This is a genomic window from Candidatus Pseudomonas auctus (assembly GCF_048654275.1).
GTDB lineage: Bacteria > Pseudomonadota > Gammaproteobacteria > Pseudomonadales > Pseudomonadaceae > Aquipseudomonas > Aquipseudomonas pharyngis.
This window is the reverse complement of the sequence record NZ_JBJYZK010000015.1, coordinates 93,579-117,531: the sequence shown is the minus strand read 5'-3', so window position 1 is coordinate 117,531 and position 23,953 is coordinate 93,579. Positions and strand designations below refer to the sequence as shown.

General features: G+C 61.8%; 23 protein-coding genes. 14 read left to right on the top strand and 9 right to left on the bottom strand.

The window, feature by feature from the left end:
- Positions 1-15: 15 nt before the first annotated feature.
- Positions 16-687 (bottom strand): TetR/AcrR family transcriptional regulator, encoded by a 672-nt coding sequence (locus ACKUG4_RS23700; RefSeq protein ID WP_039767914.1) that lies wholly within the window; start codon positions 685-687, stop codon positions 16-18.
- Positions 688-833: 146 nt separating this feature from the next.
- Here ACKUG4_RS23700 and ACKUG4_RS23695 point away from each other — a divergent pair, with 146 nt between their 5' ends.
- The 5 genes from ACKUG4_RS23695 to ACKUG4_RS23675 all read left to right on the top strand — a co-directional run bounded on the left by ACKUG4_RS23695 (position 834) and on the right by ACKUG4_RS23675 (position 5,421).
- Complete coding sequence (locus tag ACKUG4_RS23695) at positions 834-2,264, top strand: coniferyl aldehyde dehydrogenase (protein WP_445434945.1); 1,431 nt, start codon at positions 834-836, stop codon at positions 2,262-2,264.
- Positions 2,265-2,288: 24 nt separating this feature from the next.
- Positions 2,289-2,834, top strand: coding sequence for a twin-arginine translocation pathway signal protein (locus ACKUG4_RS23690; RefSeq protein WP_445434944.1), 546 nt, complete (start codon positions 2,289-2,291; stop codon positions 2,832-2,834).
- A 42-nt stretch (positions 2,835-2,876) separates the two neighbouring features.
- Positions 2,877-4,472, top strand: coding sequence for a GMC family oxidoreductase (locus ACKUG4_RS23685; protein ID WP_445434943.1), 1,596 nt, complete (start codon positions 2,877-2,879; stop codon positions 4,470-4,472).
- A gap of 115 nt (positions 4,473-4,587) precedes the next feature.
- Positions 4,588-5,067, top strand: a complete 480-nt coding sequence (coaD, locus tag ACKUG4_RS23680) for a pantetheine-phosphate adenylyltransferase (RefSeq protein ID WP_007953414.1) — start codon at positions 4,588-4,590, stop codon at positions 5,065-5,067.
- Positions 5,068-5,169: 102 nt separating this feature from the next.
- Complete coding sequence (locus ACKUG4_RS23675; protein ID WP_003195146.1) at positions 5,170-5,421, top strand: YfhL family 4Fe-4S dicluster ferredoxin; 252 nt, start codon at positions 5,170-5,172, stop codon at positions 5,419-5,421.
- 117 nt (positions 5,422-5,538) lie between these two features.
- Here the strand turns inward: ACKUG4_RS23675 and ACKUG4_RS23670 are convergent, their stop codons facing one another.
- From ACKUG4_RS23670 to ACKUG4_RS23660, 3 genes are all read right to left on the bottom strand, one after another.
- Positions 5,539-5,862: a multidrug transporter gene (locus ACKUG4_RS23670; RefSeq protein WP_074690137.1), complete on the bottom strand. Its 324-nt coding sequence runs from the start codon at positions 5,860-5,862 to the stop codon at positions 5,539-5,541.
- A gap of 69 nt (positions 5,863-5,931) precedes the next feature.
- Positions 5,932-6,744 (bottom strand): bifunctional DNA-formamidopyrimidine glycosylase/DNA-(apurinic or apyrimidinic site) lyase, encoded by an 813-nt coding sequence (gene mutM, locus ACKUG4_RS23665; RefSeq protein WP_011336398.1) that lies wholly within the window; start codon positions 6,742-6,744, stop codon positions 5,932-5,934.
- 25 nt (positions 6,745-6,769) lie between these two features.
- Complete coding sequence (locus tag ACKUG4_RS23660) at positions 6,770-7,582, bottom strand: HDOD domain-containing protein (protein ID WP_163976907.1); 813 nt, start codon at positions 7,580-7,582, stop codon at positions 6,770-6,772.
- A 227-nt stretch (positions 7,583-7,809) separates the two neighbouring features.
- Between ACKUG4_RS23660 and ACKUG4_RS23655 the strand changes: the two genes are divergently transcribed.
- The 6 genes from ACKUG4_RS23655 (at position 7,810) to ilvD (ending at position 15,409) form a co-directional block, all read left to right on the top strand.
- The gene (locus ACKUG4_RS23655; protein ID WP_064600129.1) at positions 7,810-8,349 is read left to right on the top strand and encodes a type 1 glutamine amidotransferase domain-containing protein; all 540 of its coding nucleotides are present in this window, start codon (positions 7,810-7,812) and stop codon (positions 8,347-8,349) included.
- A gap of 83 nt (positions 8,350-8,432) precedes the next feature.
- Positions 8,433-9,629, top strand: a complete 1,197-nt coding sequence (locus tag ACKUG4_RS23650) for a class I SAM-dependent rRNA methyltransferase (protein WP_445434942.1) — start codon at positions 8,433-8,435, stop codon at positions 9,627-9,629.
- Positions 9,630-10,075: 446 nt separating this feature from the next.
- A complete protein-coding gene (locus ACKUG4_RS23645) occupies positions 10,076-11,149 on the top strand; it encodes a SagB family peptide dehydrogenase (protein ID WP_445434941.1) in 1,074 nt (357 codons plus the stop codon).
- On the top strand, positions 11,146-12,102 hold the full coding sequence (locus ACKUG4_RS23640) for a diiron oxygenase (protein WP_445434940.1): 957 nt from the start codon (positions 11,146-11,148) through the stop codon (positions 12,100-12,102). Before ACKUG4_RS23645 ends, ACKUG4_RS23640 begins: the two co-directional genes overlap by 4 nt.
- Positions 12,095-13,297: a multidrug effflux MFS transporter gene (locus ACKUG4_RS23635; RefSeq protein WP_445434939.1), complete on the top strand. Its 1,203-nt coding sequence runs from the start codon at positions 12,095-12,097 to the stop codon at positions 13,295-13,297. Before ACKUG4_RS23640 ends, ACKUG4_RS23635 begins: the two co-directional genes overlap by 8 nt.
- A 270-nt stretch (positions 13,298-13,567) precedes the next feature.
- Positions 13,568-15,409 carry a dihydroxy-acid dehydratase gene (ilvD, locus tag ACKUG4_RS23630; protein WP_011336405.1) on the top strand — a complete coding sequence of 614 codons (1,842 nt, stop codon included), beginning with the start codon at positions 13,568-13,570 and terminating at the stop codon, positions 15,407-15,409.
- Positions 15,410-15,601: 192 nt separating this feature from the next.
- On the opposite strand, the gene ACKUG4_RS23625 is transcribed toward ilvD, so the two are convergent.
- Positions 15,602-16,663, bottom strand: coding sequence for an HAD family hydrolase (locus tag ACKUG4_RS23625; protein ID WP_445434938.1), 1,062 nt, complete (start codon positions 16,661-16,663; stop codon positions 15,602-15,604).
- A gap of 241 nt (positions 16,664-16,904) precedes the next feature.
- Here ACKUG4_RS23625 and ACKUG4_RS23620 point away from each other — a divergent pair, with 241 nt between their 5' ends.
- A complete protein-coding gene (locus ACKUG4_RS23620) occupies positions 16,905-18,296 on the top strand; it encodes an L-cystine transporter (RefSeq protein ID WP_064600151.1) in 1,392 nt (463 codons plus the stop codon).
- Positions 18,297-18,384: 88 nt separating this feature from the next.
- Here ACKUG4_RS23620 and ACKUG4_RS23615 read toward each other — a convergent pair whose 3' ends face one another.
- Positions 18,385-18,897 (bottom strand): dihydrofolate reductase, encoded by a 513-nt coding sequence (locus tag ACKUG4_RS23615; RefSeq protein ID WP_085612000.1) that lies wholly within the window; start codon positions 18,895-18,897, stop codon positions 18,385-18,387.
- 85 nt (positions 18,898-18,982) lie between these two features.
- On the opposite strand from ACKUG4_RS23615, the gene ACKUG4_RS23610 reads away from it, so the two are divergent.
- Together ACKUG4_RS23610 and ACKUG4_RS23605 are read left to right on the top strand one after the other, a co-directional pair.
- A complete protein-coding gene (locus ACKUG4_RS23610) occupies positions 18,983-20,356 on the top strand; it encodes a DUF2868 domain-containing protein (RefSeq protein ID WP_064600156.1) in 1,374 nt (457 codons plus the stop codon).
- Positions 20,349-21,734 carry a GTPase/DUF3482 domain-containing protein gene (locus ACKUG4_RS23605; protein ID WP_039767900.1) on the top strand — a complete coding sequence of 462 codons (1,386 nt, stop codon included), beginning with the start codon at positions 20,349-20,351 and terminating at the stop codon, positions 21,732-21,734. Before ACKUG4_RS23610 ends, ACKUG4_RS23605 begins: the two co-directional genes overlap by 8 nt.
- Here ACKUG4_RS23605 and ACKUG4_RS23600 read toward each other — a convergent pair.
- From ACKUG4_RS23600 to ACKUG4_RS23590, 3 genes are all read right to left on the bottom strand, one after another.
- Positions 21,731-22,156 carry a hypothetical protein gene (locus ACKUG4_RS23600; RefSeq protein WP_064600162.1) on the bottom strand — a complete coding sequence of 142 codons (426 nt, stop codon included), beginning with the start codon at positions 22,154-22,156 and terminating at the stop codon, positions 21,731-21,733. The two genes, ACKUG4_RS23605 and ACKUG4_RS23600, sit on opposite strands and share 4 nt — an antisense overlap.
- 86 nt (positions 22,157-22,242) lie before the next feature.
- On the bottom strand, positions 22,243-22,809 hold the full coding sequence (locus ACKUG4_RS23595; RefSeq protein WP_445434937.1) for a phosphonate degradation HD-domain oxygenase: 567 nt from the start codon (positions 22,807-22,809) through the stop codon (positions 22,243-22,245).
- Positions 22,809-23,942, bottom strand: a complete 1,134-nt coding sequence (locus tag ACKUG4_RS23590; RefSeq protein WP_445434936.1) for a TIGR03364 family FAD-dependent oxidoreductase — start codon at positions 23,940-23,942, stop codon at positions 22,809-22,811. The genes ACKUG4_RS23595 and ACKUG4_RS23590 overlap by 1 nt, the downstream gene beginning before the upstream one ends.
- Between the last annotated feature and the right edge of the window lie 11 nt (positions 23,943-23,953).

Below are 23,953 nucleotides of genomic sequence, written 5' to 3'. Positions count from 1 at the left end.
AGTGAGGAAATGGGCTTACGGTCTCTCTTCGAGGGCCTGGGCCAGCGGCACGTAGAACTCTTCGAACAAGGCGTTGACCTCATCGCGGGCCTGCTCGGTGACGAACCCTGCTTCCAGCACCAGCACCTGATACACGCCACGTTTGATGGCCTGTTCGCTGAGGTAGTTGGAATTCTCCCGGGTCGTGCACAGGAAGCGCACCCATGAGGTGAGGATGATCCACGCGTTGAGAGTCAAGGATTCGATCTGCACCCGGTCCATCTTCAGGATTCCGGCGGCAACGAACCCTTCATAGATCGCCGCGCCCTGGATCACGCAGCGCTGGGAGAAGCGCCGGTAGCGCCCGGCCAGCTCAGGATCGCTGTCGAGCAGATGCTCGAGATCGCGGTGCAGGAAACGGTAGCGCCACATCGCCGACAGCAGCTCCTTGAGATAGAAGCGCTTGTCTTCGACCGTCGCGGCACGGCCCTGAGGCGGACGCAGGAAGCTGTCCACCAGGCTTTCGTACTCACTGAACAGCACGGCGATGATCGCCTGCTTGTTGGGGAAGTGGTAGTACAGATTGCCCGGAGATATCTCCATGTGGGCGGCGATGTGATTGGTGCTGATGCTGCGCTCGCCCTGCTGATTGAACAGCTCGAGGCTGTTCTGCACGATGCGCTCGCTGGTTTTGATCCGTGGGGCCATGGCTTGAGCTTTAATTCAGAGTGCGTTGGGGGGCATCTTACGGCCTAACCGGAACGGGATAAAACCAGGATGCGCAAGGAAGCCATTTGACTTTCTAGAGCATAGACTCTAAAAAGCTCCTCACAACAACAACTCCGGAGCCGCCGATGACTGCCGATATTGCCTACCTGCAAACGCTGCAACAGCCGCTGGAAGAGCTCAACCGGCTGTTTGACGCGCAGCGTGCCGCCTACGCCGCCAACCCGCTGCCGCCTGCGGCCCAGCGCCAGCAATGGCTCAAGGCCCTGCGCGATTTGCTGAGCAGCGAGCGGCAGGCCTTGATCGACGCCATCAGCTCCGACTTCAGCCACCGCAGCGCCGATGAAACCCTGCTCGCCGAGCTGATGCCGAGCCTGCACGGCATTCACTACGCCAGTCGGCACATCAGCCAGTGGATGAAACCTTCAAAACGCAAAGTCGGCGTTGCTTTCCAGCCCGCGTCGGCGAAAGTCGTGTACCAGCCGCTGGGCGTGGTGGGCGTCATCGTGCCGTGGAACTACCCGCTGTTCCTGGCCATCGGCCCGCTGACCGGCGCCCTTGCGGCCGGCAATCGGGTGATGCTCAAGCTCAGCGAATCGACCCCGGCCACGGGCCTTTTGCTCAAGGAACTGCTGGCGCGGATCTTCCCCGAGGATCTGGTGTGCGTGGTGCTCGGCGAGGCCGATGTCGGCGTGGCGTTTTCGAAAATGCGCTTCGACCACCTGCTGTTCACCGGCTCCACCAGCGTCGGCAGGCACGTGATGCGCGCAGCGGCAGAGAACCTGACGCCGGTGACCCTGGAACTGGGCGGCAAGTCCCCGGCCATCGTCTCCCGCGACGTGCCGCTCAAGGACGCCGCCGAGCGCATCGCTTTCGGCAAGACCCTCAACGCCGGCCAGACCTGCGTGGCCCCGGACTACGTGCTGGTGCCGGAAGAGCGCATCGGCGGTTTCGTCGAAGCCTATCGCCAGGCCGTGCGCGGGTTTTATCCGACACTCGCCGACAACCCGGACTACACCGCCATCATCAACGAGCGCCAACTGGCGCGGCTCAACAGCTACCTCAGCGACGCCACCAGCAAGGGCGCGCTGCTGATTCCGTTGTTTGACCAAGGCCAGGGCCGGCGCATGCCCCACAGCCTGCTGCTGAATGTCAGCGACGAGATGACGGTCATGCAGGACGAGATCTTCGGCCCGTTGCTGCCGATCGTGCCGTATCAGGATCTGGATCAGGCATTTGCTTACATCAATCAGCGGCCACGTCCTCTGGCTCTTTACTACTTCGGCTACGACAAGCGCGAACAGAAACGCGTGCTCAGCGAAACCCATTCCGGTGGCGTCTGCCTCAATGACACGCTGCTGCACGTGGCGCAGGACGACATGCCGTTCGGCGGCATCGGCCCGTCAGGCATGGGGCATTACCACGGTCACGAAGGTTTTCTGACGTTCAGCAAGGCCAAGGGCGTGCTGGTCAAACAGCGCTTCAATGCGGCGAAGCTGATCTACCCGCCCTACGGCAAATCCATTCAGAAACTGATCCAGAAACTGTTCATTCGCTAACGTCATCGCCGGGTAATAACAACAATGCACCCAAGCCTGACCGAAACACCTGCCCTGTCGCGCCGCGGCCTGCTGAAATTCAGCCTGGGTGCCACGGCTTTCCTCGCCACCGCTGGCCTTGGTGCCAGCCTCAGCGGCTGTTCGTCGAGCGTTTCAGCCAACGGGTTCGCCACGCTGCGCAGCGCTGATCTGCTGTTTCTGCGCGCGCTGATTCCAGTGATGCTGGAGGGCGCCGTTGCTGTGGAAAAGATGCCCGCTGCTGTCGACGGAACGCTTAAGTCGCTGGACTACAGCCTCGATCACCTGTCGCCGGAAATGCTCAAGCTCACGCGACAACTATTCGACGTGCTGGGCATGGCCGTGACGCGCGGACCATTGACCGGAATCTGGGGCAGTTGGGAAAACGCCAGCCCCGAGGCGATCCGCCACTTCCTCGAACGCTGGGAAAACAGCTCTCTGAGCCTGCTGCGCATGGGCCACAGCTCATTGCTGCAAATGGTGATGATGGCCTGGTACACCCGCGCCGAATCCTGGGCCCATTGCGGTTACCCCGGCCCGCCCGCCGTTTGAGCCTGGCGACCCACGCAAAACAATAATAAGAGAACCTGATCGATGCCCGTACCCGACCCGTTTCGCGAAGGCCTCGCCCGTGGCTGGAAAACCTACAACGGCGCGCAACTCAGCGATGACCTGACCCTGGAAGCTGATGTCGCCATCATCGGCAGCGGCGCCGGCGGCGGCACCACGGCGGAAATCCTCAGCGCCGCCGGCTATAAAGTGCTGCTGATCGAAGAAGGCCCGCTCAAGACCAGCAGCGATTTCAAACTGCTGGAAGACCAGGCCTACAGCAGCCTCTATCAGGAAGGCATCGGCCGCATGAGCAAGGACGGCGCGATCACCATCCTTCAGGGCCGCGCGGTCGGCGGCACCACGCTGATCAACTGGACATCGAGTTTTCGCACCCCCGAACCGACCCTCGAACACTGGGCCAGGGAACACAACGTCAAAGGCCACAGCCCCGCCGACATGGCGCCGTGGTTCGAAAAAATGGAGCAGCGACTCGGGGTCGCCCCGTGGATGGTGCCGCCCAACGCCAACAACGACGTGATCCGCAAAGGCTGCGAACAACTCGGCTACAGCTGGCACGTGATCCCGCGCAACGTACGCGGCTGCTGGAATCTGGGCTACTGCGGCATGGGCTGCCCGACCAACGCCAAGCAATCGATGATGGTCACGACCATTCCGGCGACTTTGGAAAAGGGTGGCGAACTGCTCTATCTGGCCCGGGCCGAAAAGCTTTTGATCAACGGCGACAAGGTCATCGGCCTGCAATGCGTGGCGATGGACGAACGTTGCGTCGAGCCGACTGGACGCACGATCACCGTCAAGGCACGGCATTACGTGCTGGCCGGCGGCGGGATCAACAGCCCGGCGCTGCTGATGCGTTCGGACGCGCCGGATCCGCACAAACGCCTGGGCAAGCGCACCTTCCTGCATCTGGTGAACATGTCCGCCGGGCGTTTCGACGAGGTGATCAACCCGTTCTACGGTGCGCCGCAGTCGATTTACTCGGACCATTTCCAGTGGAAGGACGGCACCACCGGCCCGATGGCCTACAAACTCGAAGTGCCGCCGCTGCACCCGGCGCTGGCCGCCACGTTGCTCGGCGGGTTCGGTCAGGAAAGCGCGCAACACATGGCGGACCTGCCCCACACCCACGCGATGCTGGCCCTGCTGCGTGACGGTTTTCACCCGGACAGCCCGGGCGGCAGCGTCGAGCTGCGCGGTGACGGCTCGCCAGTGCTCGACTATCAGGTGTCGCCTTACACCTGGGAAGGCTTGCGCCGATCCTTCCACAGCATGGCCGAGATCCAGTTCGCCGGCGGCGCCAAAGCGGTGATGCCGATGCACGCCGATGCGCGCTACGTGAACAGCCTGGCCGAGGCCCGCTCGTTGATCGACAGCCTGAGTCTGGAGTTGTATCGCACCCGCCTGGGCAGCGCCCACGTCATGGGCGGATGCGCGATGGGCGAAGACCCGAAAAGCGCGGTCACCGACAGCCTCGGCCGCCATCATCAACTGCGCAATCTGTCGATTCACGACGGCTCGCTGTTCCCCACCAGCATCGGCGCCAACCCGCAGTTGTCGGTGTATGGGCTGACGGCGCAACTGGCGACATCTCTCGGCGAACGGCTGAGAAACCCGTGAAAAAGACGAAAATTCCGCTCGTCTATAGTGCTTTCTTATCCAACAGGCGACTTTCCCGACCGGGACGGCTGCGATACCATCCGACTCCCCAACGGATTCCCGCCAGGACGACGCGATGAACCGAGTGTTGTACCCAGGTACCTTCGACCCTATTACCAAGGGCCATGGCGATCTGGTCGAACGCGCCTCGCGCCTGTTCGACCACGTGATCATCGCCGTCGCCGCCAGCCCCAAGAAGAATCCGCTGTTCCCGCTGGAACAACGGGTCGAGCTGGCCCGCGAGGTCACCAAACACCTGCCGAACGTGGAAGTGGTCGGCTTCTCGACGCTGCTGGCGCATTTCGCCAAAGAGCAGAACGCCAACGTGTTCCTGCGTGGCCTGCGCGCGGTATCGGACTTCGAATACGAATTCCAGCTGGCCAACATGAACCGCCAGTTGGCCCCGGATGTGGAGAGCCTGTTTCTCACCCCGTCCGAACGTTATTCGTTCATTTCCTCGACCCTGGTGCGGGAAATCGCGGCCCTGGGCGGCGATATCAGCAAGTTCGTCCACCCGGCGGTGGCCGAGGCCCTGACCCTGCGCTTCAAGAAGTAACGACCGTTCAAACGGCGCCCGCGTGCACTACGGGCGCCAATGCGGCACAATTGCGCGCATTGATTCATAGCGCCCGGGCTCCCCGCCCCGGCTGGAGTTAGCATGTCCCTGATCATCACCGACGATTGCATCAACTGCGACGTCTGCGAACCCGAGTGCCCGAACGCCGCCATCTCCCAAGGCGAAGAGATCTACGTGATCGACCCGAACCTGTGCACCCAGTGCGTCGGTCACTACGACGAGCCGCAGTGCCAGCAGGTCTGCCCGGTGGATTGCATTCCACTGGACGAAGCCCATCCGGAGACTGAAGAACAGTTGATGGAGAAGTACCGCAAGATCACCGGCAAGGCCTGAGTCCTTCAGCGCTCTCCTTCGCGAGCAGGCTCGCTCCCACATTTGAAATGCATTCCACTGTGGTAGTGAGCCTGCTCGCGAAAGGGCCATCGGCAACACCGCAAAAAGCGGATCAGCTCACTCGCGCTGCTCGAATCCTTCCCCTGTGCAACCCAGGCATCGCACGAACGCCGCTTTCGCCGGCGCCACCACCAGCGCCTCTCCCGCATCGCCAATTCCGCCACCCAGCGCGGTGAACGGCAACGACACGACAAACGCCCCGGCGCCGATCACCGTCGCCACCACCAGCAATGGTCGGGCAATCAGCAGATCGCCGAGCATGGCGTAGGCAGGTGGATTCTGGATGGCGTAACGCGGATCACCGCTGCCGCCTTCCGTGGCCTGAACGGTCAGACTGAAGCACAGCAGCAGTGCGGCGATGAGGGTTTGCAAGGACTTCATGGCACGATCCTTCGGGCTGAACAGTGAGACATCTCACTATAGACCGTAGGACTTTTTCGGACGCCCTGCTCAGCTCTGGCAGCGCGGACACCAGACGCTGGCGCGCTGGCCGAGCTTCATTTCCCGCAGGCCCGTGCCACAGACCTTGCAGTGCTCGCCACCGCGACCGTAGACAAACAGCTCCTGCTGGAAATACCCCGGCTGCCCGTCGCCACCGATGAAGTCGCGCAACGTGGTGCCGCCACGCTCGATGGCCGCGGCGAGGATGCGTTTGATCTCGATCGCCAGCTTCAAGTAGCGCGCCCGGGAAATGCCCTTGGCTTCGCGGCGCGGATCGATGCCGGCGGCGAACAGCGCTTCGGTCGCGTAGATATTGCCGACCCCCACCACCACCGCGTTGTCCATGATGAACGGCTTGACCGCCATCGACCGCCCGCGCGACAGCTGATACAGCCGCTCGCCATCGAACAGATCGGTCAACGGCTCCGGACCCAGACGGATCAGCAATTCGTGATTGAGCGGATCGTTGCTCCAGAGCATCGCCCCGAAGCGCCGCGGATCGGTGTAACGCAGGGCCAGGCCCGACTCCAGTTCGATATCGACATGCTCATGCTTGGCCGCCGGCATCCCGACCTCAACCAGCCGCAGGTTTCCCGACATGCCCAAGTGGCTGATCAGCGTGCCGACTTCGGCATTGATCAGCAGATACTTGGCGCGCCGCTCGACCAGCACGATGCGCTGCCCGGACAGGCGCACATCGAGGTCTTCGGGAATCGGCCAGCGCAGCCGCCGGTCACGCACGATCACCCGGCTGACACGCTGGCCTTCCAGGTGCGGGGCGATACCGCGGCGGGTGGTTTCGACTTCCGGCAATTCAGGCATGGGGGTCTCGAATCAGGTTGCTAAATCAGTGCGCGCCAAGTTCGCGGATGGTCTGCTTCAACGTTTCAAAGTCGTAATCCGAGAGGCCGATGTATTCGAGCACCAGCGGCCCGACCGCCTGCCATTCGAAATCTTCGGTCTGGTTGCCCAGCACCCGGTACGACGCGCAGATGTGCTCGGCCATTTTGAGGATCGCCAGCAGGTTTTTCATCTGGCTGTTGCGCGAAGTTTCGTCGCTGAAGATCGCCAGGGCATTGTGGTGGTTGGCGATGGCTGCGCTGACATGCTCCGGCAGACGCCAGGACTTGGCGGTGTAATAACCGACCACCGAGTGGTTGGTGTTGTAGACATCGTTCTCGGTGTCCACGACCCGGCGCTCGGCACCCGCGTTGGCGTAAGCCGTTTCGAGCGTCGTCATGTAATCCGGGAAACGCTGAAGCATCAGCGGCACGCCGCAGTCATGGAACAGGCCTAGGGCGTAAGCCTCGTCGCTCGCCTCGGTGCCGACGCGTTTGGCCAGGGTCAGGCAGGTCATGGCCACGTCCTGGGCGGTGTCCCAGAAACGGTTGAGGGTGACGATGGTGTCATCGTTCATTTCGCCCTTGATCGACATCGCGTTGATCAGATTGATGATCGAGCGACTGCCCAACAGATTCACCGCGCGCTTGATCGAAGTGATCTTGTTGCTCAGGCCGTAATAGGGCGAATTGACGATTTTCAGCAGCGAGCCGGACAGGCCGGGATCCTGTGAGATCAGCTTGGCGATCGTCTCCAGATCCGGGTCGGGCATGTACTGCTCCATTTGCAGATCCACCATGATCTGCGGCTGCGCGGGCACACTGATGCCTTGCAGGGACTGTTGAATCTGTTCGGTGGTCAGCTCTTGGGACATAAGTACACACTCTGGGACAGGCGGCGATTCTAACCTCTAAAAACCGACGCACGACACACCAGTGGGCAATTCGCAGGAACTTTCACTTTCCACCAGCCTTCGGAATCTGTAGTGCCCGGAGCAGTTCTCCATCTGTCTCGGGCAGTAATTCCAACAGACTCAGGAGCTTAACGATGGCTACTTCTCTCAGCGGCAAGCGCGTCGCTTTTCTCGTAACCGACGGTTTCGAGCAGGTTGAACTGACTGGCCCCAAACAGGCACTGGAGCAGGCGGGAGCGCAGGTTGACATCCTCTCCGCCGAAGCCGGCAGCGTCAAAGGCTGGAACCACGATAAACCTGCAGACGACTTCAAGGTCGACCAGACCTTCCAGGGCGCAAGCATCGAACAATACGACGCCGTGGTGCTTCCCGGCGGTGTGCAGAACTCTGACACCATCCGCATCGACCAGGACGCCCAGCACCTGGTCAAGACCGGCACCTCCGCCGGCAAACCGATCGCGGTGATCTGCCATGGCAGCTGGCTGCTGATTTCGGCAGGACTGGTCAATGGCAAGACCATGACCAGCTACAAGACGGTCAAGGACGATCTGGTCAACGCGGGGGCAAACTGGGTCGATCAGGAGGTGGTCAAGGACGGCAACCTGATCAGCAGCCGCCAACCGGACGATATTCCGGCGTTCAGCGACGCACTGATCGACGCGCTGTCGGCGTAGGGCTCCGGCGCGTTTCATCGCACGCCAAACCCGGCATAAGGCGCAACACGGTATACTCCCGCTCTTTTTTCCGGAGCGACGTCATGTCCCTGCCTAGCTTGCGCCTCAAAGCCAACGCCGATCGTCGCCTGCGCGCCGGTCACCTGTGGATCTACAGCAACGAAATCGACGTGGCCGCAACCCCGTTGCACGGCTTCAAGGCCGGCGACCAGGCGATCCTCGAGGCCGCCGGCGGCAAGCCGCTGGGCATTGTCGCCATGAGCCCGAACAACCTGATCTGCGCGCGCCTGCTGTCGCGCGACATCAAGCTGCCGCTGGACAAGTCGCTGCTGGTGCATCGCCTGAACGTGGCCCTGTCGCTGCGCGAGCGCCTGTTCGACAAGCCGTTCTATCGTCTCGTCTACGGCGATTCCGACCTGCTGCCGGGTCTGGTCGTCGACCGTTTCGGCGACATCCTCGTGGTGCAACTCGCCTCCGCGACCATGGAAGCCCATAAAGATGACGTGATCGCGGCGCTGACCCAAGTACTCAAGCCAAGCGGCATCCTGTTCAAGAACGACTCCGCCGCCCGCGATGCCGAAGGCCTCGAGCGTTACACCGAAACCGCATTCGGCGTGGTGCCGGAGTGGGTGGCGCTGGAAGAGAACGGCGTGAAATTCGAAGCGCCGGTGGTTCAGGGTCAGAAAACCGGCTGGTTCTACGATCACCGCATGAACCGCGCACGCCTGGCCCCTTACGCCAAGGGCAAGCGCGTGCTGGACCTGTACAGCTACATCGGTGGCTGGGGTGTGCAGGCCGCCGCGTTCGGCGCCAGCGAAGTATTCTGCGTCGACGCTTCGGGCTTCGCCCTCGATGGCGTTGAGCGCAACGCTGCACTGAACGGCTTTGCCGACAAGATGACCTGCATCGAAGGCGACGTCTTCGAAGCCCTCAAGGAACTCAAGGCCAGCGAAGAGCGCTTCGACGTGATCGTTGCCGACCCGCCTGCGTTCATCAAGCGCAAGAAAGACCTGAAAAACGGTGAAGGCGCCTACCGTCGCCTGAACGAGCAAGCCATGCGCCTGCTCAACAAGGACGGCATCCTGTTCAGTGCTTCGTGCTCGATGCACCTGCCGGAAGACGACTTGCAGAACATCCTGCTGACCAGCGCCCGTCACCTGGACCGCAACATCCAGCTGCTGGAGCGTGGCGGCCAGGGCCCGGATCACCCGGTACACCCGGCCATTCCGGAAACCCGCTACATCAAGAGCATCACCTGCCGCCTGCTGCCTAACAGCTGACAGACACACGGCACTGACGCTGTCGAAAGGGGAGCCCAGAGGCTCCCCTTCTTTTTGTCTTTAACTTTCCTTTCCTACATTTATCGTCCTGGCGACGTGCAGGATATTTCCGCGAATACTTTATTTACTGAAATTTAACTTACAAACTCACTCCCATCCAAAGATCACTCCGACAGAATTACTGGAATATTCCTACTTAATATTTGCTTGCGATTAACCCATTACAAACTATTATTAAGTCGTCACCAAGGAGGTGACACAAACTAACCACGAAGCACCAATGAACAAGGAGTTCAATCATGAAAGCAATTACTCTGGAATCCCGCACCCTCGCAAACCTGGCTTTTCTGGTCGCACCTAAAGTCCGTTAAGTAAGGTTGGCGCTGGGTATAGCCGGCTACCCAGCGCCTCTGACAAAGCATCCATCCAGAGCAACGTGCCCCGACATGCATATAAACCCTTATTTATTCATACTGCCACGAACACCCGGCCAGATAGTCTGGAATTACAAAGACCATACTCAACATGAACTTGACCTTGAGTATTCCACTCGATTGGCGCAACTTATTCACAACCCTGATTTATATGACAACAGCAACACAATAGACACACAACTTTTAGATAGCGGAATACTGACTTCTTCAAAAATCCCGGCACCTGTCTGGGGCTGGGATGAACTGTCCAGGATCTACCATATCGGCACTCGGGATATTCCGTGCGAACAGACTCCCCGAAATATTCAGGAATGGTCCAGGCAATACCTCGAACACTGCAACACAGTGCTTGCCACTTCACCTCCGCCCGACATCCCTGCGGATACCGGTCCGAACGCGCTCATCACCCTGCCCGCACCGCTCGTACTGAATGACGACAGCCTGTTGAGTTCACTGACCCGACGAAAGACCTGCCGCTCCTTCACCGGTGCCGCCGTTTCGCTGGATGATGTCGGCACCTTGCTTTACCTGTCACTCGGCTACCTGCGAGAACGCGCAGCCGACCGCGACGACAGCATCGCCGACGGACTTGGAGCGCGACGCAGCAGCCCTTCCGGAGGCGGCCTCAATGCCTGCGCCGGGTTCGTGCTGGTGCAGAACGTCGACGCACTGGCGCCTGGCGTCTATGCCTACCACCCTGCCGAACATGCCCTGAGCTTCATCAGCACGTTGCCCGACAGCGAATTTGGCAACCTGCTCGCGGGCCAGCACTTCATCAACAACCTGCCATTGGGCCTGTTCATCACCGCCCGCTTCGACCGGCTCTGGTGGAAATACCCGCATTCGCGCGCCTATCGAATGGCGTTCGTCGAAGCCGGGCACCTTTCGCAGACGTTTCAACTGGTGGCCACCGCGCTGGGCATGAACACCTGGCTCACGGGCGCGTTTTCCGATGAGCAGGTCGAAACATTGCTGAAGCTCGAGAACAGTGCGGAACAACCCTTGTTCTTCGTCGGTTGCGGGGAAAGCGATGGCCAAGCGATGTGTCAGGAAATGCGCGACCTTCTGCGCGAGGCGCAATCATGAACAATCTCGCCCCGGCCCCGGTTTTTCACTTCACCCTGAGTGACTGGAACACCCGCGCCTCGGTCCGCACCAGCCCCCACGATTACCACTTGCCGGACAACGTGCAGGAACAACTGGAGACCCGGCACTGGTTTCCGCCGGCGTTCCTGCCCTATCTGGCCCACCCGTCTATTGAAGCAGCGGGCCGTTCGATGCTGCATCGGCTCACGGCCCGACATCTGGTGCATTTTCTCGATTACACCACGTTGCTCGAACACCGGATCGTCAATCGCGCCGTCGAAACCATCGTGCATGGCGAGCTTCCGGTCGCGGTGCCGGCGCCGATGAAAACCGCCGCGCTCCAGCTCTACACCGACGAGGGCTATCACGCGCTGTTTTCCAGTCAGGTCGCGGAGCAGATCGCCAGCCTCTACGCCATCACCGGGCGCCCGGTCATGCCCAGACGAATCACCCGGATGAACCTGCTGATTGCTCGCACCAGTCAGGAGCAGCGGCCGCTGGCGTGCTTTCTTCTGGGTTTCGTCTCGGAAACCATCATTGCCCGTGAACTGCTGGATGTCTGCCGCGACAGTCTGGTGTCCGGTGTCAACGACATGCTGCGCGATCACCTCACCGATGAAGCCCGCCACAGCCGGTATTTCACAGAAGTGTTCCACTACCTCTGGTTGCACCTGAACCCGCGACAGCGAACGTTTACCGCGACGACCTTGCTCGACATTCTGCAAATTTTCTTCGAAGTGGATGAGCACTGGCTCCAGGAAAGCCTCGGTGGCGCGGGCATTGCAAACACCACGGTGGTGGACATTCTCGCCACGATGACAACGACCCAGGCCAGTCGGCGGCGGGCACGCGCCGGCAGCCTCGCCACACTGAGCGCGTTGAAGAAAGCCGGTTTTTTCGCCGAACCTCAAAACCAGACACTTTTTGCCAGGGCAGGACTGATCGATGGATGACGGACAATCTGTGGTGACTCCGCGACAGCGGCGCGGGGCTGTCAGCCTCCTGCTGGCAATGGTGTTGCTCGGCGTCTTCCCGCTGGATGTCCTGCTGCCTTCGTTCCCGGCGCTGGCCGAACACTTTGGCCGCACCCCGGCGGACATCGCCCTGTCGATCAGCCTGTTCGCTGTCGGGATTGCCTTCGCCCAGCTGTTGATCGGTCCATTGTCGGATGTGATCGGACGCAAAGGCCTGCTGCTCGCCGGCATGAGCGCTTCAATGATCGGCGCCTTGGGGTGCGTGATGACCTCGGACTATTCGCTGTTCCTGATGTTTCGGGTGGTGCAGGCGCTGGGTTGCGGTTGCTTCGTGCTATCACAAGCGCTGGTGCAGGACCTGTTCGAAGGCGAGGAGCGTAATCGCTTGCGGATCCTGATGGTCACCGCCACCGGAATTTTCATCTCGGTATCGCCTCTTGCCGGTACCTTTCTTCAGGCAACGCTGGGCTGGCGCGGCAGCTTCTGGGTGTTTACCGCACTGTCCGCCATCGTGCTGCTAAAGGCCTGGTGGTTTCTGGACAACAGCCGGCCGGCAGCCCGGGGCACACCCACCCACTTTCTGAAGGCTTACCGACGGGTACTGGGAGATTTCGACTTCGTCGGTTACTGGCTGATTTCGGCGTTTGCCTTCGCCTGTCACTTTTCCTTCATCGTGATTTCGCCGCTGATTTTCATGGACCGCCTGCAACTGTCCGCTTATGACTTCTCGCTGTTCCTGCTGATCTACGGCGCGGCGTATATAGTCGGGGGCATCCTGGCCAGCGTGCTGAGCAGGCGGATCAACGGTGGCCAGCAGATTATCGTCGGGTTGAGCCTGATCCTGTTCGCCGGCCTGAGCATGCTCTATCTGTCATCGAACTTCGCGCTGACCCCGGCCACGGTATTGATCCCGATGCTGATCTGCACCGCCGGCACCACCATCGCCCGGCCCGCAGCTACCTCGCGGGCGATGAGTCTGTTTCCCGAAAATGCCGGCACGTCGGCATCCGCCGGCAGCACGCTGATCTTCATTTGCGGCGGGCTGATCAGTGCGCTGATCAGTCTGAGCCCTGCCAACCTGCAATCCACGCTGGGCTACAGCTTCGTGATGCTCAGTGGGGTGGCACTGGCATTGAACGCCCGAATCAGTCGGCGCAGCGATCTTGTGGGGTAACCGGACAGCGATTAACCCTGCCGGTCGTCATCCCGCACGCTTCGTCAGCACTGGAACAACGTTTTGCGCCATTCCCTCCTGACGCCAGCGGTGTAGAATCGCGAGATTCATCGCCATTCATCCCCGGCGGGTTTATGAGCTCAGGCTGAGACCAGCGGCGATCCCGCAACGTCATCGGCAACATCAGGACACACGGCCATTTCTGAGTGTTCCAGACGTCAATAGAAGCTCACTCCCCTTTGATACCTGATTAGCCGCCCGGAGTGCTCCATGCCAGATTACCGCTCGAAAACATCCACCCACGGCCGCAACATGGCCGGCGCCCGCGCATTGTGGCGCGCCACCGGGATGAAGGATGACGACTTCAAGAAGCCGATCATCGCCATTGCCAACTCCTTCACCCAGTTCGTACCGGGCCACGTTCACCTGAAGGACCTGGGCCAACTGGTTGCCCGTGAGATCGAACGCGCTGGCGGCGTTGCAAAGGAATTCAACACCATCGCCGTGGACGACGGCATCGCCATGGGCCACGACGGCATGCTCTATTCGCTGCCGAGCCGCGAGATCATCGCCGACTCCGTCGAGTACATGGTCAACGCCCACTGCGCCGACGCCATCGTCTGCATCTCGAACTGCGACAAGATCACCCCGGGCATGCTGATGGCCGCTCTGCGCCTGAACATCCCGGTGATCTTCGTCTCCGGCGGCCCGATGGAAGCCGGCAAGACCAAACTGGCCAGCCACGGTCTCGACCTGGTCGACGCCATGGTGATCGCCGCCGACTCCAGCGCCTCTGACGAGAAGGTTGCCGAGTACGAGCGCAGCGCCTGCCCGACCTGCGGTTCGTGCTCCGGCATGTTCACCGCCAACTCGATGAACTGCCTGACCGAAGCCCTGGGCCTCGCATTGCCGGGCAACGGTTCGACCCTGGCCACCCACAGCGATCGCGAACAGCTGTTCCTGCAGGCCGGCCGCACCATCGTCGAGCTGTGCAAACGCTACTACGGCGAGAACGACGAGTCGGTACTGCCGCGCAACATCGCCAACTTCAAGGCGTTCGAGAACGCGATGATGCTCGACATCGCCATGGGCGGTTCGACCAACACCATCCTGCATTTGCTGGCCGCTGCCCAGGAAGCCGAGATCGACTTCGACCTGCGTGACATCGATCGTCTGTCGCGCAAGGTGCCGCAACTGTGCAAAGTTGCGCCGAACATCCAGAAGTACCACATGGAAGACGTTCACCGCGCCGGCGGCATCTTCAGCATCCTCGGTTCGCTGGCCCGTGGCGGCCTGCTGCACACCGACCTGCCGACCGTGCACAGCCGCAGCATGGAAGAAGCCATCGCCAAGTGGGACATCACCCAGACCGACGATGAAGCCGTGCACCATTTCTTCAAGGCAGGCCCGGCGGGCATTCCGACGCAAACCGCGTTCAGCCAGTCAACCCGCTGGGAAACCCTGGACGACGACCGTGAAAACGGCTGCATCCGCAGCTTCGAACACGCCTATTCGAAAGAAGGTGGCCTGGCCGTGCTGTACGGCAACATCGCCCTGGACGGTTGCGTGGTGAAAACCGCCGGCGTCGACGAGTCGATCCATGTGTTCGAGGGCAACGCGAAGATCTTCGAAAGCCAGGACAGCGCGGTACGTGGCATCCTCGCCGACGAAGTGAAGGAAGGCGACATCGTCATCATTCGCTACGAAGGCCCGAAAGGCGGTCCGGGCATGCAGGAAATGCTCTACCCGACCTCGTACCTGAAATCCAAAGGCCTGGGCAAAGCCTGCGCCCTGCTGACCGACGGCCGTTTCTCCGGCGGCACTTCCGGTCTGTCCATCGGCCACGCTTCGCCAGAGGCTGCGGCCGGCGGCGCGATCGGTCTGGTACAGGACGGCGACAAGGTGCTGATCGACATTCCAAATCGCTCGATCAACCTGTTGATCAGCGACGAAGAACTGGCTGCCCGCCGGGTCGAGCAGGACAAGAAAGGCTGGAAACCGGTCGAACAGCGTCCACGCAAAGTGACCACTGCCCTCAAGGCCTACGCCCTGCTGGCGACCAGCGCCGACAAGGGTGCGGTGCGCAACAAGGCGATGCTCGACGGGCTGTAAGCGTCAAATCGCAGAAACAAAAATGCCCCGCCAAGTGCGGGGCATTTTTTTGCCTTCAGTTTGATCGTTCCCACGCTCTGCGTGGGAATGCAGCCCGTGACGCTCCGCGTCACTGGACGCGGAGCGTCCCCGTAGGCATTCCCACGCGGACGGTTCGACGCCTCGACGTGGGAACGATCATCGTAGAAAGGATTACTGGATTTCTTCAGGTTTGACGATCACCCAGTTCTTGTCCGCCGTCACCGGCAAGCCTTCTTTCGCCTGGGCCGCCGCGTGCTTGGCCATCATGCCCTGAATCTGGGTCATGTATTTGTCCTTGCGGTTGACCCACAAGTGAATGCCGCCCTTCGCCACGTCCACATCGTGGAACAGCATGTAGCCGTCGCTGGTCGGCGTGTCGCCACCCACCAGTACCGGTTTTTTCCATTCGTCGATGTAGGTCAGGATCGCCGCGTGCTTGCCGGCCATCCAGGTCGCCGGGGTCCACAGGTACGGGGTCAGTTCGAGGCCGAGGTTGGCTTTCTCGTCATATTTGCCGGCAGTGATCTGCTTGCGCGCGGTGGTCAGCTCGCCGGTGTCGCGGTTCTTCAGCAAGGTGGTCACGCCGATCACGTTCTGCGGTTTGACGTTGTAGCCATACTTCGGATCGGCCGCGACCATGCGCACCAGTTCTTCGGAGGCGGCGGTCATCACGTAGACCTCGATGCCGTTCTCCATCAGTTTGTTGTACAGCTCTTTCTGGCCAGTGAAGATCTTCGGCGGATTCACATCCAGATTCTTGACCACGTCACCTTCGTAATAGGTCGCCGGCACCGGTTTGCCCGAGGCCATCAGCTCATCGACGTAGCCCTTGAGTTCCTTGAGGGTGAAGCCGGAAAACACCTGCGCGACCCATGGATAGCAGACCATGTCGTCGACTTCGCAGAGGCGGTAGTAGTAGCTGAACAGGCTTTCCTTGTGGTCGGCGGTATCCTTGAACGGTATCAGTTTCAGGGAGGGGTCGAGCTTGTCGCGGGTGATCAGGCCCTTGTTTTCCATGAACGGCAGCAACGACTCTTCGAGGTCGTAGCGGTAACTGGTGTTGTCCATGTCGAACACCGCGTAGTTACCCTTGTTGGCGTTGGCGGCGATCATCGCGTCCAATGCCTTGGCCTGATCCGCCGGCCAGTGCTTCAGGTCGGTGGCGAATGCCTGAGTGGCCAGGCCCATCCCCACAGTCAGTGCGACAGCCAGAAATTTCGGTGTGAACTTCATTGGCGCTTTCTCCCTGGGTCAAAGAAATCGACGCTAACAAATATGTGTGACAGTCCTCGTCTGTCAGCGACCGTCCACGTCCGTTTTGCGCCAGTTGCATCCCCGAGAGCGACACTCGCTTATTCCAAAAACGACGGTCAACCTTTGATTTCGGTATTAAATCATTGGAAATCAAGCTGTTAGGCTTGCCGGTTCGCAGCAGCCCCGGAAGGCTGTTGGCACAGTCTTTTCTGGAGTCCTCATGAATCTGCCCCTGATTCTCAACCTGCTGGTGTTCCTCGCCCTGCTTTTTGGTCTGGCGCAAACCCGTCACACCACGTGGAGCCTGGCAAAAAAAGTCCTGCTCGCGCTGGTGCTGGGCGTGGCATTCGGCGTCGCGCTGCACACGATTTACGGCGCCGGCAACCCAGTGCTGAAAGCCTCGATCGGCTGGTTCGATCTGGTCGGCAACGGTTATGTGCAACTGCTGCAAATGATCGTGATCCCGCTGGTATTCGCCTCGATCCTCAGCGCCGTGGCCCGTCTGCACAACGCTTCTTCGCTGGGCAAGATCAGCTTCCTGACCATCGGCACGCTGCTGTTCACCACCGCGATTGCGGCGCTGATCGGCATCGGCCTGACCAACCTGTTCGGCCTGACCGCCGAAGGCCTGGTCGCCGGCACCCAGGAAATGGCCCGTCTGCAAACCATTCAGACCGACTACGCCGGCAAGGTCGCCGACCTGAATGTGCCGCAACTGCTGCTGTCGTTCATCCCGCAGAACCCGTTCGCCGACCTGGCGCGGGCCAAGCCGACGTCGATCATCAGCGTGGTGATCTTCGCCGCGTTCCTGGGGGTTGCCGCGCTGCAACTGCTCAAGGATGACGTCGAGAAAGGTCAGAAAGTGATCAACGCCATCGACACCCTGCAAGCCTGGGTGATGCGTCTGGTGCGTCTGGTGATGAAGCTGACCCCTTACGGCGTGCTGGCGCTGATGACCAAAGTGGTGGCCGGTTCCAACCTGCAGGACATCATCAAGCTCGGCAGTTTCGTGGTGGTGTCGTACCTCGGCCTGGGCCTGATGTTCGTGGTGCACGGCCTGCTGGTGTCGGCGGCCGGGATCAACCCGCTGCGTTTCTTCCGCAAGATCTGGCCGGTGCTGACCTTCGCGTTCACCAGCCGCTCCAGCGCCGCGAGCATCCCGCTAAGCATCGAAGCGCAAACCCGTCGTCTGGGCATTCCGCAATCGGTGGCAAGCTTCGCCGCATCGTTCGGTGCGACCATCGGCCAGAACGGCTGCGCCGGCCTGTACCCGGCGATGCTGGCGGTGATGGTTGCGCCAACCGTCGGCATCAACCCGCTGGATCCGCTGTGGATCGCGACGCTGGTGGCGATTGTTACCTTAAGTTCGGCCGGTGTGGCGGGCGTGGGTGGCGGTGCGACCTTCGCCGCGCTGATCGTGCTGCCGGCCATGGGCTTGCCGGTTTCGCTGGTGGCGTTGCTGATTTCGGTCGAGCCGCTGATCGACATGGGTCGCACGGCGCTGAACGTGAGTGGTTCGATCACGGCCGGTGCGATTACCAGCCAGGTGATGCAGCAGACCGACAAGGCACTGCTGGATGCCGATGAGCATGCGGAACTGGCTCAGGCTTGAGTAGCGTCTGACAGACCGCTATCGCGAGCAGGCCCGCTCCCACAGGGATATGCATTCCAATGTGGGAGCTGGCCTGCCAGCGAGGCTCTTAGGCTTTTTCCCAGACTTCGAAGTTGTAAGCCGGTTTGTCGCCTTCAGCCGGATTCGGCACGTTCGACACCAGTTTCCACTGGTTCAGATCGAACTCCGGAAACCACGCATCGCCTTCCGGGCTCAGTGCCACGCGAGTCAGATACAGACGATCTGCCTGCGCCAGCCCCTGCGCATACAATTGCGCCCCGCCAATCAGCATCAATTCGTCGACGCCCTGCTCTTTCGCCCACGCTTCGGCGCGAACCACGGCCGCTTCCAGCGACGGATAGACTTCCGCACCTTCCAGCACAAGATCCTGCTGACGGCTGACCACGATGTTCAAACGCCCCGGCAACGGGCGACCCAGCGAGTCCCAGGTCTTGCGGCCCATGATGATCGGCTTGCCGAGCGTCGTGGCCTTGAAGTATTTGAAGTCCCCCGGCAGGTGCCAGGGCATGCTGTTGTCGACGCCGATCACACGGTTTTCACCGAGGGCTGCGATCAGGCTGAGGGGGAGTGATTTAGTCATGCCGGCGAGGATACCAGAGCCGCCCTTACCCCTATAAGCGCCACAGCGGTTATGCTCACGGCTCAATCAAGCAACGGGATGCCGCGTGACTGAACTGACTTCACTGCAAAACCTCTGGCTCACCGAAACCGTGCGCCTGCGCGAAGAACACGCAGGCCCGCTGGACGATCTGGAAGCCAATCGCCTGGCCCGCGCGGCCGGCGGCGATCTGCCGGGACGCATTCAGCGCCGCGCCCTGTGGCTGGCCGAGCGCGACGGCCTGACCGCCGCGCTCAAGCACTGGTTGCAAGGCGCACGCCTCGCGCTGGTGTTGCTGGCGATCTTCGCGGTACTGAGCGGTGCCGGTCTGGCCTTCGCCGCACTGGGCCAGACGCCGGTCAATGTGTTCTGGGCCCTGGGCAGTCTGCTCGGGCTGAACCTGATTCTGCTGCTGAGCTGGGCGCTGGGGCTGATCTTCGCTGGCGAACATGGCGCCACCCTCGGCCGCTTGTGGCTGTGGCTCAGTGAAAAACTCGCCCGCGACGCCAAGGCGGCGCAACTGGCGCCGGCCCTGCTGCTGATGCTGCAACGCCAGAAACTCAATCGCTGGGCACTCGGCACGCTGGTCAACGGCCTGTGGTTGCTGGCGATGTTCAGCGCGCTGGTTTTGCTGCTGACCCTGATGGCGACCCGGCGCTACGGTTTCGTCTGGGAAACCACGATTCTCAGCGCCGACACGTTCATCAACATGACCCAGGCCCTCGGCGCCTTGCCCGCGCTGCTGGGCTTCAACGTGCCGACCGTGGACATGATCCGCGCCAGCGGCGACACCGCGCTGAACATCGAAAGCGCCCGTCAGGCCTGGGCGACCTGGCTGGTCGGCGTGCTGGTGGTGTACGGCGTGCTGCCGCGTCTGCTGTTGGCGCTTTTTTGCTTCTGGCGCTGGAACAGCGGCAAGGCTGCGTTGCGCCTGGACCTGAACCTGCCCGGCTACGCCCAACTGCGCGAACGCCTGATGCCGACCAGCGAACGCCTCGGCATCACCGACCCGGAGCCTGCGCAATTGCACCGCGTAGAAAGCACCGTGGGCGAACACGCCAGCGACGGCGCGCTGCTCGTGGCAATCGAACTCGACGACCAACACTCATGGCCGCCGACGCTGCCGAAAAACGTCAGCAACGCCGGCATCCTCGACAGTCGGGAATCGCGCAACAAACTGCTCGAACAGCTCAGCCGCTTCCCGCCGGCGCGCCTGGCGATTGCCTGCGACCCACGGCGTTCGCCGGATCGCGGCAGCCTGGCGCTGATTGCCGAGCTGGCACGCAACGCCGCCGCAACCCGTGTCTGGCTGTTGCAGGCGCCGCAAGGACAGGCGCTGGACGCCGAGCGCCTCGGTGACTGGCACGTGGCGCTGCAACAGCTGGAGCTGCCGTTCGCCGATTGCGCCCCGTTGAACTGGCTGGAGCACGGACATGACTGATGCCTGGAAAGCGCCGCTGAAACTGGCGGTGGTCGGCCACACCAACGTCGGCAAGACTTCGCTGCTGCGCACCCTGACCCGCGACGTCGGCTTCGGCGAAGTCTCTCATCGCCCGAGCACCACGCGGCATGTCGAAGGCGCGCGGTTGTCGGTGGATGGCGAGCCGTTGCTCGACCTCTACGACACACCCGGTCTGGAAGATGCCATCGCCCTGCTGGATTTTCTCGAGCGTCTGGAACGCCCCGGCGAACGCCTCGACGGCCCGGCACGGCTGGCGCGGTTTCTCGACGGCAGCGAGGCGCGCCAGCGTTTCGAACAGGAAGCCAAGGTACTGCGGCAACTGCTTGATTCCGACGCCGGCCTGTATGTGATCGATGCACGCGAACCGGTGCTGGCCAAGTACCGCGACGAACTGGAAGTGCTGGCCAGTTGCGGCAAACCGTTGCTGCCGGTGCTGAATTTCGTCAGCAGCGCCAACCACCGCGAGCCGGACTGGCGTGAAGCACTGGCGCGTCTTGGCCTGCATGCGCTGGTGCGTTTCGACAGCGTCGCCCCGCCCGAAGATGGCGAGCGGCGGCTGTATGAAAGCCTCGCACTGTTGCTGGAAAACGCCCGCCCACAACTTGAACGGCTGATCGCCGATCAACAAGCGCAACGCCTTGCCCGCGAGCAAAGCGCCGCGCGCCTGATTGCCGAATTGTTGATCGACTGCGCCGCGTGCCGACGCAGTGTGGCGAGCAACGCCGAACAGGAACAACAGGCCATCAGTGAACTGCGCAAAGCCGTGCGCCAGCGGGAACAACGCTGCGTCGAAGCGCTGCTCAAGCTCTACGCCTTCCGCCCGCAGGACGCCGCCGCCAGCGATCTGCCGCTGCTCGACGGGCGTTGGGGCGATGACCTGTTCAACCCGGAAACCCTCAAGCAGCTTGGCGTGCGAGTCGGCGGCGGGATTGCCGCCGGTGCCGCAGCCGGTGCGGGTGTGGACTTGCTGGTCGGCGGCATCACCCTCGGCGCCGCCGCTCTGGCCGGTGCCATTGCCGGCGGCGCCCTGCAAACCGCCCGCAGCTATGGCAACCGCCTGCTCGGCAAGATCAAAGGCCAGCGGGAACTGACGGTCGACGACAACGTGCTGCGCCTGCTGGCCCTGCGTCAGCGGCAACTGCTGCAAGCGCTGAACGCCCGTGGCCATGCGGCGCTGGACAGCATTCAGGTAGCGACGCCGCAGGACAAGACCTGGCGTGAGGGCAAGCTGCCGGAGGCGCTGAACATCGCCCGGGCCCACCCGCAGTGGTCGTCGCTCAATCCGCATTCGAAGCTGAATCAGGCCCAGCGTCAGGAACAGATCGATGAGCTGGTGAGCAAAGTGCTCGAACTCTAGAACCAGCCGAGCTTGAGGAACGGTTTGACCAGCGCCGTCACCCGGCTGCGATCGGTGCGATTGGCCCGCCCGTCGTTGTCGACGTCCGAGCACAGCACAACCTCGAAACCGCCATCGTTATCCAGGTCGTGGACGGCGGCCTTGTAAGCGATGGTTTCGCCTTGGTGAAAGTGCAGCCTCACTGATTCCGGCGTTCCATCGCGGCCGGGGTTCAAAGCAAAGATCCGCAGATGTCGCGTGTCCTCATCGGCCGCGTTGAACCAGGCACATTTCAGATAAGTTCGGGAGAAGCTGCGCAGTTGCGCCACTTCACGAGCCGACGCTTCACGCCAATCCTGTTCGCTGTCATGAAAGCGCAGCTGGACAGTGTCCCCTGCGCCGCTGCCGGATCGATCCCGGGCAATCACTTTCAAAAAACGCATCCGTGCGCTCCTTCGGCAAAAAAACCAGTCTGGGCCGAAGGGGCAATACCTGCCATGCACCGTTTCCCGGTTTGGCGTAAGAAGGTTCAGCGCGTCTCGCCGGACAGCACGGTGAAGGCCTTGTGCTTCAGCTCCGCAAGATCCATCACCGGCACGGCCATTTCCTTCGCCAACTCATCCCACTGGCGCATCCGCAGACTGACGGCGCACAACGGATCCTGCTCGAACGCCTCGGCCTCGGCCTCGGTCATCACTCCGCCCTGATAGTCCAGGGTGCGGCGGCTGGCTTCGCTCAACCGCGCGAAATAGCCTGGCTCCCGGAGCGTCAGATAACGCTTGGCCTGGACGTGATACTCCACCAGCCGCGCCATGCGTTCACTGAATCCGGCCTCACGCAAATAGTCCGCGCCGAGGCGTTCGTGGCTGACCACGCCGTAACCGCCCATGTTTTCCGCGCCTTCGGCACACAAGTGGCCGATGTCGTGGAAGAACGCGGCGAGCACCACTTCGTCGTCAAAGCCTTCGGCGATGGCCAGTTGTGCTGCCTGGGACATGTGCTCGATCTGCGACACCGGTTCGCCGATGTAGTCGCTGGCGCCGAAGTGCTCGTAGAGGCCGAACACCCGCTCGATGACTTGTTCGTGACTCAACATCAGTTCTCTCCAAAAAGCTGTGCCACATTGCGCTCGGCCATGGCCGGGCCGACGCTCATGCCGACGCCGCTGTGCATCAACGCCACACTCAGCCCCGGCGCCGGACGCAGAAACGAAAACGGCCCCGGCCCCCGGGAACCATAGACACCCTGCCAGCGCTCGACCACTTGCACCTTGCAGCCGAGGGTCTGTTCGGCCAGCTCCAGCATCCAGTTGTCGACTTGCTCGGCGTTGAACGGCGATGGATCGCTGCCGTAATGGTGCGAGTCGCCAATGATCAGTTCGCCATAAGGCGTCGGGCTGATCAGCAGGTGAATGCCGTTTTCCTGCAGATGCGGTTGCTCGCGCAGGATTTGCGCCTGCACCGCCGCCGCTTCCGGCAAGTCAGCGAAGGCGCCGTAATGCACACAGCTGAGACCGGTGAGCAAGGCGTGTTGCAAGTTCAGGTCAATCTGCGGCCGGGCGCGGAGCATTTGCAGGCGGCAGATTTGCGGGTCGAGGGCGGCAATCGGCTCGGCCAGCAAGGTCTGATAGTCGTGGCCGGAGCAGACGATGATCTGCTTGGCGGAGAATGTGCCGGCAGTGCTTTGCAGGCGCCCAGGCTCGACGTCGCGCACCAGCGTCGAGAAGTGAAACTCGACCTTGAGTTCGCGGCGCAGATATTCGATCAGCCCCGGAATCGCTTCCCGGGAATACAGCTGTTGATCGTCCATCCCGTGCAGCGCGGCGCGGTGATGGCTGAACTGGCCGCCGTACAAATCTCGCAGTGCGGCACCGCGCAGCAGCTCGACGCGGTAGTCGTGCTCCACGGCGCGCCCTGCGCAGAAGGCTTCGAGCAAGTGCTCTTCGGCCTCGGTGCGGGCGAACAGGTACGAGCCGTTGCGCTTGAGTTGCAGGCCGGCGAGCTGCACCCACTGGCCCCAGATGTCGCGGCTGGCCTTGGCCAGTTCAAGCATCGGACCCGGTGGCTGACCGGTGACCAGTGCCTGGCCGAAGTTGCGTACCGACGCGCCGAGTGGCGTGGCGGTGCGTTCGAAAACCGTGACCTTGAGACCGCGCCGGGCGGCGGCATAGGCGTGGGACAGGCCCAGGATGCCGGCGCCGACGATCAGCAAGTCTTTGTGTTGTGTCATGGAGATTTTCC

What these genes read in the sequence shown, in the direction of transcription:
- ACKUG4_RS23700 (WP_039767914.1), bottom strand. Translation starts at nt 687, where the DNA reads ATGGCCCCACGGATCAAAACCAGCGAGCGCATCGTGCAGAACAGCCTC.
- ACKUG4_RS23695 (WP_445434945.1), top strand. Translation starts at nt 834, where the DNA reads ATGACTGCCGATATTGCCTACCTGCAAACGCTGCAACAGCCGCTGGAA.
- ACKUG4_RS23690 (WP_445434944.1), top strand. Translation starts at nt 2,289, where the DNA reads ATGCACCCAAGCCTGACCGAAACACCTGCCCTGTCGCGCCGCGGCCTG.
- ACKUG4_RS23685 (WP_445434943.1), top strand. Translation starts at nt 2,877, where the DNA reads ATGCCCGTACCCGACCCGTTTCGCGAAGGCCTCGCCCGTGGCTGGAAA.
- coaD (WP_007953414.1), top strand. Translation starts at nt 4,588, where the DNA reads ATGAACCGAGTGTTGTACCCAGGTACCTTCGACCCTATTACCAAGGGC.
- ACKUG4_RS23675 (WP_003195146.1), top strand. Translation starts at nt 5,170, where the DNA reads ATGTCCCTGATCATCACCGACGATTGCATCAACTGCGACGTCTGCGAA.
- ACKUG4_RS23670 (WP_074690137.1), bottom strand. Translation starts at nt 5,862, where the DNA reads ATGAAGTCCTTGCAAACCCTCATCGCCGCACTGCTGCTGTGCTTCAGT.
- mutM (WP_011336398.1), bottom strand. Translation starts at nt 6,744, where the DNA reads ATGCCTGAATTGCCGGAAGTCGAAACCACCCGCCGCGGTATCGCCCCG.
- ACKUG4_RS23655 (WP_064600129.1), top strand. Translation starts at nt 7,810, where the DNA reads ATGGCTACTTCTCTCAGCGGCAAGCGCGTCGCTTTTCTCGTAACCGAC.
- ACKUG4_RS23650 (WP_445434942.1), top strand. Translation starts at nt 8,433, where the DNA reads ATGTCCCTGCCTAGCTTGCGCCTCAAAGCCAACGCCGATCGTCGCCTG.
- ACKUG4_RS23645 (WP_445434941.1), top strand. Translation starts at nt 10,076, where the DNA reads ATGCATATAAACCCTTATTTATTCATACTGCCACGAACACCCGGCCAG.
- ACKUG4_RS23640 (WP_445434940.1), top strand. Translation starts at nt 11,146, where the DNA reads ATGAACAATCTCGCCCCGGCCCCGGTTTTTCACTTCACCCTGAGTGAC.
- ACKUG4_RS23635 (WP_445434939.1), top strand. Translation starts at nt 12,095, where the DNA reads ATGGATGACGGACAATCTGTGGTGACTCCGCGACAGCGGCGCGGGGCT.
- ilvD (WP_011336405.1), top strand. Translation starts at nt 13,568, where the DNA reads ATGCCAGATTACCGCTCGAAAACATCCACCCACGGCCGCAACATGGCC.
- ACKUG4_RS23625 (WP_445434938.1), bottom strand. Translation starts at nt 16,663, where the DNA reads ATGAAGTTCACACCGAAATTTCTGGCTGTCGCACTGACTGTGGGGATG.
- ACKUG4_RS23620 (WP_064600151.1), top strand. Translation starts at nt 16,905, where the DNA reads ATGAATCTGCCCCTGATTCTCAACCTGCTGGTGTTCCTCGCCCTGCTT.
- ACKUG4_RS23615 (WP_085612000.1), bottom strand. Translation starts at nt 18,897, where the DNA reads ATGACTAAATCACTCCCCCTCAGCCTGATCGCAGCCCTCGGTGAAAAC.
- ACKUG4_RS23605 (WP_039767900.1), top strand. Translation starts at nt 20,349, where the DNA reads ATGACTGATGCCTGGAAAGCGCCGCTGAAACTGGCGGTGGTCGGCCAC.
- ACKUG4_RS23600 (WP_064600162.1), bottom strand. Translation starts at nt 22,156, where the DNA reads ATGCGTTTTTTGAAAGTGATTGCCCGGGATCGATCCGGCAGCGGCGCA.
- ACKUG4_RS23595 (WP_445434937.1), bottom strand. Translation starts at nt 22,809, where the DNA reads ATGTTGAGTCACGAACAAGTCATCGAGCGGGTGTTCGGCCTCTACGAG.
- ACKUG4_RS23590 (WP_445434936.1), bottom strand. Translation starts at nt 23,942, where the DNA reads ATGACACAACACAAAGACTTGCTGATCGTCGGCGCCGGCATCCTGGGC.